This is a genomic window from Streptomyces sp. NPDC050508 (genome assembly GCF_040655155.1).
Taxonomy (GTDB): Bacteria; Actinomycetota; Actinomycetes; order Streptomycetales; family Streptomycetaceae; genus Streptomyces.
This window is the reverse complement of record NZ_JBFAJJ010000002.1, coordinates 826,072-839,135: the sequence shown is the minus strand read 5'-3', so window position 1 is coordinate 839,135 and position 13,064 is coordinate 826,072. Positions and strand designations below refer to the sequence as shown.

General features: G+C 72.5%; 8 protein-coding genes, 1 tRNA gene and 2 pseudogenes. 6 read left to right on the top strand and 5 right to left on the bottom strand.

Annotation, left to right across the window (positions count from 1 at the left end; translation table 11 throughout):
* The first annotated feature begins 21 nt into the window (after positions 1–21).
* The 6 genes and pseudogenes from AB0I69_RS09145 to AB0I69_RS09120 all read left to right on the top strand — a co-directional run bounded on the left by AB0I69_RS09145 (position 22) and on the right by AB0I69_RS09120 (position 4,428).
* Positions 22–963: an ABC transporter ATP-binding protein gene (locus AB0I69_RS09145; RefSeq protein ID WP_363094910.1), complete on the top strand. Its 942-nt coding sequence runs from the start codon at positions 22–24 to the stop codon at positions 961–963.
* Complete coding sequence (locus AB0I69_RS09140; protein ID WP_363094909.1) at positions 960–1,736, top strand: ABC transporter permease; 777 nt, start codon at positions 960–962, stop codon at positions 1,734–1,736. Before AB0I69_RS09145 ends, AB0I69_RS09140 begins: the two co-directional genes overlap by 4 nt.
* Positions 1,737–1,765: 29 nt before the next feature.
* Positions 1,766–2,938 (top strand): annotated as a pseudogene (locus AB0I69_RS09135) (histidine kinase); the annotation flags it as partial.
* Positions 2,939–3,574: 636 nt separating this feature from the next.
* Positions 3,575–3,718: pseudogene (locus AB0I69_RS09130) on the top strand (sensor histidine kinase); the annotation flags it as partial.
* Entirely contained in the window at positions 3,715–4,332 is a 618-nt protein-coding gene (locus tag AB0I69_RS09125; protein WP_363094908.1) for a response regulator transcription factor, read from the top strand. The pseudogene AB0I69_RS09130 and the gene AB0I69_RS09125, both read left to right, overlap by 4 nt.
* A 23-nt stretch (positions 4,333–4,355) precedes the next feature.
* Positions 4,356–4,428: transfer RNA gene (locus tag AB0I69_RS09120), tRNA-Gly, on the top strand.
* Positions 4,429–4,475: 47 nt separating this feature from the next.
* Here AB0I69_RS09120 and AB0I69_RS09115 read toward each other — a convergent pair.
* The 5 genes from AB0I69_RS09115 to AB0I69_RS09095 form a co-directional block, all read right to left on the bottom strand.
* The gene (locus tag AB0I69_RS09115) at positions 4,476–5,375 is read right to left on the bottom strand and encodes a phosphoribosylaminoimidazolesuccinocarboxamide synthase (protein WP_363094906.1); all 900 of its coding nucleotides are present in this window, start codon (positions 5,373–5,375) and stop codon (positions 4,476–4,478) included.
* Positions 5,376–5,444: 69 nt separating this feature from the next.
* Positions 5,445–6,941 (bottom strand): N,N-dimethylformamidase beta subunit family domain-containing protein, encoded by a 1,497-nt coding sequence (locus AB0I69_RS09110; protein WP_363094904.1) that lies wholly within the window; start codon positions 6,939–6,941, stop codon positions 5,445–5,447.
* Between the two features lie 228 nt (positions 6,942–7,169).
* Positions 7,170–9,023 carry a hypothetical protein gene (locus tag AB0I69_RS09105; protein ID WP_363095043.1) on the bottom strand — a complete coding sequence of 618 codons (1,854 nt, stop codon included), beginning with the start codon at positions 9,021–9,023 and terminating at the stop codon, positions 7,170–7,172.
* Between the two features lie 289 nt (positions 9,024–9,312).
* Positions 9,313–10,566 carry a phosphoribosylamine--glycine ligase gene (gene purD / locus AB0I69_RS09100; protein ID WP_363094903.1) on the bottom strand — a complete coding sequence of 418 codons (1,254 nt, stop codon included), beginning with the start codon at positions 10,564–10,566 and terminating at the stop codon, positions 9,313–9,315.
* A 135-nt stretch (positions 10,567–10,701) separates the two neighbouring features.
* Positions 10,702–13,026: a DNA polymerase III subunit gamma and tau gene (locus tag AB0I69_RS09095; protein WP_363094902.1), complete on the bottom strand. Its 2,325-nt coding sequence runs from the start codon at positions 13,024–13,026 to the stop codon at positions 10,702–10,704.
* Positions 13,027–13,064 lie beyond the last annotated feature (38 nt).

Below are 13,064 nucleotides of genomic sequence, written 5' to 3'. Positions count from 1 at the left end.
GGCCGCCGGGACGCTGAAGTCATGGACACCAACGAACACGAACACGTGATTGAGGTCACTGACCTACGCCGTGTGTACGGGGGCGGGTTCGAGGCTGTGCGGGGGATCACCTTCTCCGTGCGGCGAGGCGAGGTCTTCGCGCTCCTGGGCACCAATGGCGCGGGCAAGACGTCCACGGTCGAACTCCTTGAGGGGCTCGCGGCGCCGTCCGGCGGGCAGGTGCGCGTCCTCGGCCACGATCCCTACGCCGAGCGGGCCGCCGTACGGCCGCGTACCGGGGTGATGTTGCAGGAGGGCGGGTTCCCGTCCGAGCTGACCGTCGCCGAGACCGCGCGGATGTGGGCCGGCTGCACGAGCGGGGCGCGGCCGGTGCCGGAGGCGCTCGCGCTGGTCGGGCTGGAGAAGCGGTCCGCCGTACGGGTGAAGCAGTTGTCCGGGGGTGAACGGCGGCGGCTCGATCTCGCGCTCGCGCTGCTCGGGGAGCCCGAGGTGCTGTTCCTCGACGAGCCGACGACCGGTCTTGACGCCGAAGGGCGCCGGGACACCTGGGAGTTGGTGCGGGCGCTGCGCGACGGCGGGACGACCGTGCTGCTGACCACGCACTACCTGGAGGAGGCGGAGGGCCTCGCCGACCGGCTTGCGATCCTGAGCGAGGGACGGATCGCGGTCACCGGGACACCGGCCGAGGTGACGGCGGGGCGGCCGTCGCGGATTTCCTTCGAACTGCCCGCGGGCTATTTCGTGGGGGACCTGCCGCCGCTCGGTGAGCTGGGGGTCGTCCGGCATGAGGTGGCGGGGAGGGTCGTACGGCTGGAGACGCAGGAGTTGCAGCGGGCGGCCACCGGGTTGTTGGTGTGGGCCGAGCGGGCGCGGATCGAATTGCGGCGGCTTGAGGTGCGGTCGGCCTCGTTGGAAGAGGCGTTTTTGGGGATCGCTCGGGAGCAGCAGGAGGTGACGGCATGAGTGCCCTTGTGACCACTCCGGTCGGGCGGTTGCGGGCGCTGGGGCGGGCCGAGTTGGCGTTGCTGGGGCGGAACCGGAGTGCGGTGGTCACGGCGTTGCTCGTGCCGTTGGCACTGCCGTTCAGCGTGCGGCCCGCGGTCGACCAGATGAACCTCAAGGGGGAAGGGCTGACGGTCGGTTCGGTGATGCTCACGGCCGCGATCGGCTTCTCGCTGCTCTTCGCCGTGTACTCGTCGTTGGTGAGTGCCTTCGTCTCGCGGCGGGAGGAACTGGTCCTCAAGCGGCTGCGCACCGGGGAGTTGGGCGACTCCGAGATCCTCGCCGGCACCGCGCTCCCGGCGGTGTGCCTCGGGTTCGTCCAGTCCGTGCTGCTGGCCGCCGCCTGCGCGCTGCTCCTCGACGCGGGGGCGCCCGCGATGCCCCAACTCGTCGTCCTGGGGCTGCTGTTCGGCCTCTTCCTGTGCGCCGCGCTGGCGGCCCTCACGGCGAGTGTCACCAGGACGGCGGAGAGCGCGCAGGTGACCGCGTTGCCGGTGGTGCTGGTGTCCATGATGGGCTCCGGGATCATCGTCCCGCTCCAGCTCCTGTCCGACCGGGTCGCCGACGTCTGCCGGTTCCTCCCCCTCTCCCCCGCGATCCGGTTGATCAGCGGCGGCTGGAACGGCGACCTGTCCGGCTACGACGCGCTGGGCGCCGTCCTGACCGCGCTGGCCTGGACCGTCCTCGCGGTGTTTGCTGTACGGCGGTGGTTCCGTTGGGAACCGCGGCGCTGAGGTACGGGCAGCACGGGGAGCACCAGGTGATACGGACGTCGGTTGACTGGTGGGGGCGGAAGAGCACGCCCGGGAAGGTCGAGACGTACACCCGGTGGTCCTACCACTTCTTCGCCGTGATCGAGGTCGCGGTGATCGGGCTGCCGCTGTTCTCGCAGGTCGGGGCGGACACCGCGGGCTGGATGGCGGCGGTCGTGACCGTGCACGCGCTGCTGTGCTCCGCCACCGCCTCCCGGGCGCTCGACTGGACGCGCGGACGGCGCGCCCAGCCCGTACGGCTGCTGTGGCTCCTCGGGTCGGTGACCGCGCTGATCGCCGTCGTCGCGCTCGTTCTACGGGAGCGGGGCCCCGGCGACCACCAGGTGAGGGCCGCCGCGAGCACGCTCTTCGTGGGCGTGCTGAGCTTCGGCGCGGGCACGCTGACGCTCGGGGTCCGCGGCCGGCGGCAGGTCCTCACGGTGGTGGCGGTCGCCGTGGGCGGAACGCTGGTCGCACAGCTCCCGCTGGGCGTGGCCGCCCCCGCGGCGCTCGGCACCGGGATCGCCGTCCTCTTCGGCGGCGGAGGTCTCGCCTTCACCGCCGCCTTCTCCGTCTGGCTCCTCGACGCCGTCTACGAACTCGACGAGGCCCGCGAGACCCGCACCCGGCTCGCCGTCGCCGAGGAACGGCTGCGGTTCGGGCGCGACCTGCACGACGTCATGGGCCGCAACCTGTCGGTGATCGCCCTGAAGAGCGAACTGGCCGTACAACTGGTCCGGCGCGGGCGGCCGGAGGCCGTGGAGCAGATGATCGAGGTACAGCGGATCGCACGGGAGTCGCAGCGCGAGGTACGGGACGTCGTACGGGGCTACCGCGAGGCCGACCTCGGGGTCGAACTCGCCGGCGCGCAGGGCGTGTTGAGCGCCGCGGGCATCGAGTGCGAGGTGACCGGAGAGGCGACCGGGCTGCCGATCGAGGTGCAGTCGGCACTCGGCTGGGTGGTCCGTGAGGCCACGACGAACGTACTGCGGCACGGGGATGCCGGGCGGTGCGTGGTCGGGGTACGGGTGGCCGAGGGCCGGGTCGTACTCACCATCGAGAACGACGGGGTGGCGGCGGGCTTGCCGGGCGGTGCGGGGGCGGGAGGGGACGGCGAGGCGGCGGGCGGGCTGCGGGGGAGCGGAGGGGCGGGACTGGGCGACGGGATAACGGCTTTGCCGGGGAGTGGTGGGACGGGGTCGGGGTCGAAGGACTGGGCGCCGGGGCTGCTGGGGAGTGGTGGGTCGGGGGCGGGCGACAGGACACCGGTGCTGTCAGGGAGCGGAGGGGCGTGGCCGAAGAGCGGGGCACCAGGCCTGCCGGGGAGCGGAGCATCACAACCAGGCGAGGGCGCACCGGCCTTGCCGGGGAGTGGCGGGTCGGGACCGGGCAACGACACACCGGCCTTGGCGGGGAGCGGAGGGGCGCGGCCGCAGGGCGAGGCACCAGGCCTGCCGGGGAGCGGAGGATCGGAGCTGGGCGACGGCACACCGGCCTTGCCGCAGAGTGGCGGGCCGAGGACGGTCGACGGCACACCGAGCCCGCCGGGGAGCGGTGGGTCAGGGCCGGGCGACGGCACACCGACCTTGCCGGGGAGTGGCGGGCCGAGGCCAGGCGACGGGACACCGGGCCCGCCGGGGAGCGGAGGATCGGGACCGGGTGACGGCACACCGGCGCTGTCACAGAGCGGAGGGGCGCGGCCGAAGGACCGGGCACCAGGCCTGCGCGGAAGTGACGGGCCGAGGTCGAAGGGCTGGGCGCCGGCGCTGCCAGGGAGGAGCGGTGGGTCGGGACCGCAGGACCGGGCACCGGCCCCGGGTGGAAGTGGTGGGTCTGGGCTGGTCGGGCTGCGGGAGCGGCTCAGTGCTGTGGGTGGGGAACTGGAGGCGGGGATCGTGGGCGAGGATCGGTTCAGGGTGGTGGCGACGGTGCCGTTGCCGGACGTGACCGGGGCCGGCGCATGACCGCCCCTGTCGTACGGCTGCTGCTCGCCGATGACGAGCATCTGATCCGGGGTGCGCTCGCCGCGCTGCTCGGGCTGGAGGACGATCTGCTGGTGGTCGCGGAGGCGGCGACCGGGCCCGAGGCGCTGGCCATGGCGCGGGCGCACCGGCCCGACGTCGCCGTACTGGATCTGCAGATGCCGGGGGCGGACGGTGTGAAGGTCGCCACATCGTTGCGGGCCGAGCTGCCCGGGTGTCGGGTGCTGATCGTGACCGGGCATGGGCGGCCTGGGCATCTCAAGAGGGCACTTGCAGCTGGGGTGCGGGGGTTTGTGCCCAAGACCGTCAGTGCGCAGCGGCTTGCCGAGATCATTCGTACCGTGCATGCCGGAAATCGTTATGTCGACCCCGAGTTGGCCGCCGACGCGATCTCCGCCGGGGACTCACCGCTGACCGCCCGCGAGGCCGAGGTGCTGGAGCTGGCCGCCGACGGGGCGCCCGTCGCGGAGATCGCCGAACGGGCCGCGCTGTCACAGGGCACCGTACGGAACTATCTCTCCTCCGCCGTCTCGAAACTCGGGGCCGAGAACCGTCATACGGCAGTGCGTCTCGCACGCGAGCGAGGTTGGGTATAGTTGCTCTCGCGCCACGGCGCAGCGCGGACGTAGCTCAGTTGGTAGAGCGCAACCTTGCCAAGGTTGAGGTCGCCAGTTCGAACCTGGTCGTCCGCTCAGAACAAAAACCCCGGTCCGGGTGGACCGGGGTTTTTTCATTCCCTCTAGGCCCAGTTCAGGCCCGTGAGGCGCTCGTACGCCTCGATGTACTTCGCGCGCGTGGCCTCCACCACCTGCTGCGGGAGTGCCGGCGGCGGCTGCTCGCTCTTGCGGTCCCAGCCCGACTCCGGGCCGGTCAGCCAGTCGCGCACGAACTGCTTGTCGTACGACGGCTGCGCGTGGCCCGGCTCCCAGGTCTCGGCCGGCCAGAAGCGGGACGAGTCCGGGGTGAGGACCTCGTCGGCGGCGATCAGCGTCTCGCCGTCGTAGCCGAACTCGAACTTGGTGTCCGCGAGGATGATGCCCCGGTCGCGGGCGATGTCCCGGGCCCGGCCGTAGACCGCGAGGGTCGCCTGGCGCAGCTGCGCGGCGGTGTCGGCGCCGACCTGACGCGCGACCTCCTCGTACGACACGTTCTCGTCGTGCTCGCCTACGGCGGCCTTCGTCGCCGGGGTGAAGATCGGGGCGGGGAGTTCGCTGCCGTCGACCAGGCCCTCGGGGAGGGCGAGGCCACAGACCGTACGGGACGCGTTGTACTCCAGCAGGCCGGAGCCGGTGAGGTAGCCGCGGGCCACGCACTCCACCGGGACCATCCGGAGCGACTTGCAGATGAGGGTGCGGCCCGCCCAGTCGGCGGGGGCGCCGGGCGGGAGTTCGGTGCCGAGGACGTGGTTGGGGATCAGGTCGGCGAGCTGGTCGAACCACCAGAGGGAAAGTTGGGTGAGGACCCTGCCCTTGTCGGGGATCTCCGTGGGCAGTACCCAGTCGTACGCGGAGATGCGGTCGCTGGCGACCATCACGAGGTCGCCCGCCTCGTTCTGGTAGAGCTCGCGCACCTTGCCGGTGTGGAGGTGCGTCAGGCCCGGAACCTGGAGCGGCTCGGGCTTTTCTACGAATCCGGACACGGTTCCTCCAGTGGGTCTCTCCAACTGGCTCGATTGTCCCGTATGCGGGGCTGACATCTGGTCGCGGGGTCAGTCGTGCTTGCAGATGCGGTCCAGGAGGTTGGCCGTGGCGCGCTGGATGCGGGCGTCCACATGGCCGGGGCGGTCCAGGGCCGGTGACCAGGCGAAGGTGCCGGAGGCGAAGACCAGGGAGCCGGACGGCGCGCGGTACAGGGACGTCTCCTGGTGGCGGAGGGCGCCCTCGCCGTCCGCGTACGGGGAGTGGGCGAGCAGGATGCGCTCCTCGTGCTGCGGGAGCTGGGTGCGCGGGAAGTAGCGGTCGGCCTCGCCCGCGACAAGGCCCTCGATCGCGTCGCCCTCGCCGGCACCGGTCGCCTCCCACAGCCAGTGGTCGGCGTTGCGGACGATCAGGGGGTGCGGCTCGGGTACCCGGCCCGCGTACTGGATGCCGACCAACTGCTGCTCGGGGCGGTCGACTTCGCGCCACAGCACCGGCTTGCCCGGGCCCCGGCGCTTGCGGCAGGTGAGCAGCCGGTCGGGGACGCCGGACGGGGAGGGGGCCAACTCCACTTGCCAGTACATGGTGTTGGCGGAGAGGAAGACGAGGGACGTGCCGTGCTCGCGGGCGAGTTCGACGGTACGGCGCATATGTGTCGACCAGTACTCGTCGTGGCCCGGGAAGACCAACCCCCGGTAACGGGTGGGGTCTACGCGGCCCGCGTGCAGGTCGCGGGCGTCGGCGTACGCGAGGTCGTAGCCGTAGCGCTCGGCCCAGCGGATGAAGTCGTAGGCGTGGCCCACGTGGAGGGGCAGGCCCGCGCCGGCGTACGGGCGGTCGAAGGAGACCGTCGTCGCGGCCTCGGACTCGCCGAGGAGGCGGCCGTCGACGTCCCAGGCGTGGTAGAGGCTCGCGCCGGTGTGGCCGTCCTCCGGGTAGAGGTTGTAGGCCTGCCAGGTGATGTCCGGCAGGAGGAGGAGCAGGTCGGCGGGGTGGTTGTCGCGGACCGTGAAGGGGATGTGGGAGCGGTAGCCGTCGGCGGTGGTGAGGACGGCGACGTAGGCGCCGATGCTCCAGTGGCTGGGGATCTGCAGTCGCCAGGACAGCCACCAGTGGTGGCAGGAGACCGTGCGGTCGGCGGTGAGCGGCGGCGGCTGGACGATGCCCGAGAGGCGGGGGCTGGTGGTGATCTTGGCGGCGCCGTCACCGCCGTAGTGGCCGATGCGGTAGACGTCGACGGCGAACTCCTGGGGCGGGTCGACCGTGACGTGGAAGTCGAGGGCCTCGCCGGGCGCTACCGCACTGGCCGAGGTGAACCCCTTGATCTGCCGGTGGACGTCGTCGGCGGAACGGGGGCCTCCGGTGCCGCGCGGGCCCGGGATCCGGGGGGTGCCGCGGTCGGTGGCGTGGATCGGGGCCGGGTCCAGGTACCAGGGGACGACATGGCCGGTGTCGTCGAAGTAGGTCTCGCTGCCGCGGAGCCAGGGGACCGGGCCCTGCCCGAAGGGGTCCGTCACGGCGTGCGCCAGCGCTCCCGACTCCCAGCGGCGGATCTGCTGCGGCCCCATGCCACTCCCCTCCCTCGTGCCCCCGTGGTGGTCCTTCGTTCAGCTGTCGTACGGCGCGCGCCCATGCCGTGTACGGGATCGGCCCCAGCACATCACATTAAGCACGCACTCTGTCACTGGTCGTTGCCAATTGACCGAAAGTGGAATGTGATGTTCCGGTGGGGCGGGGCGCCCGAGGGGCGGCTCACGCGGTGGTACGGCTCGGGCGTCATCGGACGTCATCGGACGTCAGACGAGCCGTACCGGCTTCTCCGGGCGTATGCCCAGGTCGATCAGCCACGCCCGCAGCGGGGCCGGGTCGCCGTCCTCCACGAGGCTGAGAACCCTCGGGGCGAGGTCGGCCGCTCTTTCGCCGTTGACCAGAAGTGTCGGGCCGTCGAGCCAGTCGAGGCCGGGGACCGCGCCTGCCGTGTCCATCGCGGCGCAGCACACCATCGCCGTGACGTGATCGGCGAGCAACTCCCGTCCGGTGCGCGGCGGTTGCAGCGGGAAGAGCGGCAGCGAGCCGTCGTCCCAGAGCGCGGTGTCGGGGCCCTGCCCGGCCGGTGCCGAACCGGTCGACGGGGTGGCCGCCTCCTCCCGCGCCAACTCGGCGGTGAGCCCGGCGGCCAGCGCCGCGCTGTGCGGCGAACCGCTCTCGCCGAGCTCGTCGTCGGCGGCCATTGCTTTGTACGGCTCCGGCTCGGGGTCCGGGTGGGGGTGAGAGGGAGGGTGAGAGCCGTGGAGGTCGGGGGCGTCGACGCCGATGGTCCCCAGGGAGTGGCCGGTCTCGTCGGCCTCGCTGTACCGGTCCGCCGTCGTCGGGTCTGTCAGGTGGTCCACCACTCGGGCCAGGGTCGGGGCGTCGTGGTGGGGGGTGACGGGGTCGGGGGAACGGCGGACGCCGAGGGTGTCCAGGACGCGGTGGAGGCGGGCAGCGTCGGTGCGCCAGGTGCGGTCGACGACCTCCTCCGGGTACTCCTGCCAGTCGACCGGCGCCCAGTCGGGACCTGCCTCGGCCGGACCGCCGTGGAAGAGGCGGGCGGCGAGGAGCGAGGTCGCCTCGTCGATCGTGCCGGGCTCTTCGAGCAGGTCGCAGGCGGGGCGCTCGCCCAGACGGGAGGCGAAGCCCTCGGCCAGGCGGTCACGGCGGGACAGCTCGGTGAGCGCCGCCACGACGCCCGCGTCCAGCCGGGACGGCCAGCGGCCCATCCTCCACGCGGGCAGCGCGACCCGGGTGAGCAGCCGGTCCCAGCCCGCGTACGCCAGACCCACCTGTTCCTGGGCGACGATCCGCAGGCCGTAGTCCACAGCCTGTGCACGCTCGGCGGCAGCGGCGGCCACGCCCCGCTCCATCTCGGCCGCGTGCACCCGGCAACTGCGCAGCAGCAGCCGGGCGACCCAGCCGACACCGGCGAGCACCGAGCGGAACAGGGGGCCACGGGGTGCCGAGGTCACGGCCACCGCCGCGTCCAGTCCCCGTACGAAACGGCGGGCCGCGGCTATGTCCGGGTGCGCCGAGGGTCCCGTACCCGCGACGACGGGGGCGAGCACCGCGCGCAGCTCGCCGACCCGCATCCACCACAGGAACGGGGAGCCGATGACGAGGACGGGCGAGGCGGCCGTACGACGGGAACGCGCCGGGGTGAGGCCCCGTACGCCCGTGATCTCGTCGCGGTCCTCCTGCGGGGGCTGGCCGTGGGCCGGGTGGGTGCGGTCCTCCAGCCAGCTGTCGCAGTCCGGGGTGAGCGCTATCGCGGACGGTGCGGGGACGTCGAGACGGTCGGCCAGGTCACGCACCATGCGGTACAGGTCGGGGGCCGACTCCTCGGCGATCGCGACCGTGGGGCTCACGGCCGGGCGGGAGCGCGCGACGACCAGCGCGATGGCGCCGGCCGCGAGCAGCACGACGACCGCGGCCACGCCCATGATCCAGCGGGAGAGGTCCCAGCCCCGGCCCACGAGATGGCCGGTGGAACCCCCGGCGAGCAGGATCACCGCGACGGCGGCGGGCAACAGGGCGACGGCCAGCGCCCGGCTGCGGATCCGCAGCACGGCCAAGGCCCGGGAACGCGCCGCCTGCGCGCCCGCCTCCACACCCATACCGGTCACGACCGGACCTCACCCCCTCCGTGCTGTCCCGCTCTGCTGGCGTTGCTCACTCCCCCACTGTGGCACCCGCCACTGACATCGCAATGCCGGTGGGCCAAGTGCCGGAACGCTTGCGCCGCACCATAGTTGGGGCCCCGGCCCCCGTCAGCCGGATGGGGCATCGGTCACTCGATGGAATGGCTCAGGGGAAAGGTGGATGACGGAGGGCAAGGATCAGGCCCCGAATCGAGAGACGGATTCGGGGCCTGTCGGGTTTATCGGTGCGCGGGAGCGCTTGGGGTTACTCGCCCGCCGCCGCCTTCGCCGCGATGTCCGTACGGTGCTGGGAGCCGTCGAGACGGACGCGGGCCACGGCCGCGTACGCGCGCTCGCGGGCCTGGGTGAGGTCCGTGCCGGTCGCCGTGACGGAGAGGACCCGGCCGCCCGCGCTGACGACGTCGTCGCCGTCGTACTTGGTACCGGCGTGCAAGACGTACGCGTACGGGGCGTCCTGCGCCGCCACCTCGTCGAGGCCCGTGATCGGGTCACCGGTGCGCGGGGTGTCCGGGTAGTTGTGCGAGGCGATGACTACGGTGACCGCCGCGTCCTCGCTCCAGCGCAGGGGGGCCAGGTCGTCGAGGGTGCCGTTCGCCGATGCGAGCAGGACGCCGGCGAGCGGGGTCTTCAAGCGGGCCAGGACCACCTGGGTCTCGGGGTCGCCGAAGCGGGCGTTGAACTCGATGACCCGCACGCCGCGTGACGTGATCGCGAGACCGGCGTAGAGGAGGCCGGAGAACGGTGTGCCGCGGCGGCGCATCTCGTCGACGGTCGGCTGGAGGACGGTCTGGAGTACTTCCTCCACCAGCTTCGGGTCGGCCCACGGCAGCGGGGAGTACGCGCCCATGCCGCCGGTGTTCGGGCCCTCGTCGCCGTCCAGCGCGCGCTTGAAGTCCTGGGCGGGCTGCAGCGGGACGACGGTCACGCCGTCGGTGATCGCGAACAGGGACACCTCGGGGCCGTCGAGGAACTCCTCGATGACGACCCGCTCACAGGCGTTGGCGTGCGCCTTCGCCGCGTCGAGGTCGTCGGTCACCACGACACCCTTGCCGGCGGCCAGTCCGTCGTCCTTCACGACGTACGGCGCACCGAAGGCATCGAGAGCCTCCTCGACCTCCTCCGGCGTCGTACAGACATAGGAACGGGCGGTCGGCACACCGGCCGCCGCCATCACTTCCTTGGCGAAGGCCTTGGAGCCCTCCAGCTGCGCGGCCTCCCCGGAGGGGCCGAAAACCGGGATGCCCGCCTCGCGGACGGCGTCGGCGACCCCGGCGACGAGGGGTGCCTCCGGACCGACCACGACCAGCTCGGCACCGAGTTCGGTGGCCAACGTGGCTACGGCTGCGCCGTCGAGGGCGTCGACCTGGTGCAGCTCGGCCACCTCGGCGATGCCGGCGTTGCCGGGGGCGCAGTGCAGGGCGGTGACGTCGGGGTCTAGGGACAGGGAACGGCAGAGGGCGTGTTCGCGGGCACCGGTACCGATGACGAGGACCTTCACGGGGGTCAGCCTAGGTCACGGTGGGGTCGGGGTGGGGCTTGGGTTGTTTGCGGGGTGCGGGTGAGTGGGGGCTGGGCGCGCAGTTCCCCGCGCCCCTAAAGGCGATCGAGGCAGGGCGGGGTGAAAAGAGGCGCCCTACTCGTTGGTGAACTCTTCCATCACCGTTGCTCCCAGCTCCCGGACGATCAGTTCGTGGCCGGAGAGGGCTGACTCGTCGAGGTCGGGGTCGTCTTCCTCGGCGGTGTCGTCCTCGGCGGAGACGATGCGGGGGGCGGGAGCCGGGGAGGGAGCGGCAGGGGGTTGGGGTTGGGTGGGGGCCTGTGCCGAGGGTGAGTTGGTCGTGTTCGTGGGGGTGGGCTGGGGGGATGCCGGGCGGGGGGCGGGCGCAGCGGGGGCGGGGCCGCCGTAGCCACCGGCTGCGCCACCGCCGCCGTAGGAACCGCCCGGCTGCGGGGGCGGGGTGCCGCCGCCCGACGGGTCGACGACCGCCTCGATCTTCCACTGGACGTTGAACTGCTCGGCCAGCGCCTGCTTCAGTACGTCCTCGCTGCCGCTGCTGTTGAAGTTGTCCCGCGCGCCCGCGTTGACGAAGCCGATCTGGAGGGTCGTGCCGTCGAAGCCGGTGACCTGCGCGTTCTGGCTGAGCAGGATCCAGGTGAAACGGCGGCGGTTCTTCACCACTTCCAGGATGTTCGGCCAGAGCATGCGGGGGTCGAGACCGCCGGCCGGGGGTGGGGTGGCGTGAGTGGGGGCCACGGCCTGGGGTGCGGAGGTCGGTACGGCCGCGGGTGCGGCGACAGGGGCGGGTGCGCTGTGGGCGGACGGGGGCTGTCCACCGCCCGCCGGTGCTGCCGTGGGCCAGCCGCCGGGACGGCGACCACTGCCTGCGGCTGTGGCGGTGGGCCAGGCGCCGGGGGTGGGAGCGGCGGCGGGCGGTTGTGCTTGCGGCTGTTGGGGGGCCTGGGGCGGGGGGGCGGGCTGAGAGTAGGCGGCGGGTGCGGGGGTGGGTGCCTGCTCCGCCGGCATCGCGGGGGCGGCGGGGGCCGGTGTCGTACCGGCGAAGGGGGCACCGGGGCCGGGGGCCGGGGCGGTGCCGGGGGCCCCTGGACCTCGTACGGCCGCGCGGGCAGCTGCTGCACCACCGCCGGGCGGAACGGGTGCGGCGGCAGCGACGCCTCCCCCGTGGACCTGAGCCGGAGCCTGAGCCGGAGGCTGGGCGTGGGAATGGGCGGGGGGACGGGCGTGGGCGTCGGGTCCGGGGACGTACCCCATGGCAGGCGCGCCCCCGCCGCCCGCGAAGTTGACGCCCCGCTCCAGTCGGTCGAGGCGGGCCATGACCGACTGCTCGTCGCCGTACGCGGCGGGGAGCATCACGCGGGCGCAGATGAGTTCCAGTTGGAGGCGGGGGGAGGTGGCGCCGCGCATCTCGGTGAGGCCGGTGTTGACGAGGTCGGCGGCGCGGCTGAGCTCGGCCGCGCCGAAGGTGCCGGCCTGCGCCTGCATGCGTTCCAGTACGTCGGCGGGGGCGTCGATGAGGCCCTTGTCGAGCGCATCGGGCACGGCGGCGAGGATCACCAGGTCGCGGAGGCGCTCCAGCAGGTCGGCGACGAAGCGGCGGGGGTCGTTGCCCCCCTCCATGACGTGGTCGACGACCTCGAAGGCGGCGGCGCCGTCACCGGTGGCGAAGGCCTCGACCACGGAGTCGAGAAGCGAGGCGTCGGTGTAGCCGAGCAGCGAGGTGGCCATGGCGTACGTCACACCATCGGTACTCGCCCCCGCGAGCAACTGGTCCATGACGGACATGGAGTCACGCACGGAACCGGCGCCGGCGCGCACGACGAGCGGCAGCACGCCGTCCTCGACGGGAATGTCCTCCCGCCCGCACACCTCGCCGAGGTAGTCGCGAAGCGTGCCCGGCGGCACGAGCCGGAAGGGATAGTGATGGGTCCGCGACCGGATCGTCCCGATGACCTTCTCGGGCTCGGTGGTCGCGAAGATGAACTTGAGGTGCTCCGGCGGCTCCTCGACGACCTTGAGCAGCGCGTTGAAGCCGGCCGACGTGACCATGTGGGCCTCGTCGATGATGTAGATCTTGTAGCGACTGCCCGCAGGCCCGAAGAAGGCCTTCTCCCGCAGGTCACGGGCGTCGTCCACACCACCGTGGGACGCGGCGTCGATCTCGATGACGTCGATGGAACCGGGTCCGTTGCGCGCGAGGTCCTGGCAGGACTGGCACTCGCCGCAGGGCGTGGGCGTGGGCCCTTTCTCGCAGTTCAGACAGCGGGCCAGGATGCGCGCGCTCGTGGTCTTTCCGCAGCCTCGCGGCCCGCTGAACAGGTACGCGTGATTGACCCGGTTGTTCCGCAGCGCCTGCTGCAACGGGTCGGTGACATGCTCCTGCCCGATGACCTCGGCGAACGACTCCGGGCGATAACGGCGGTACAGCGCGAGAGACGACACGCGTACGAGGTTATAGGCGCCCACTGACAACCGGGTCC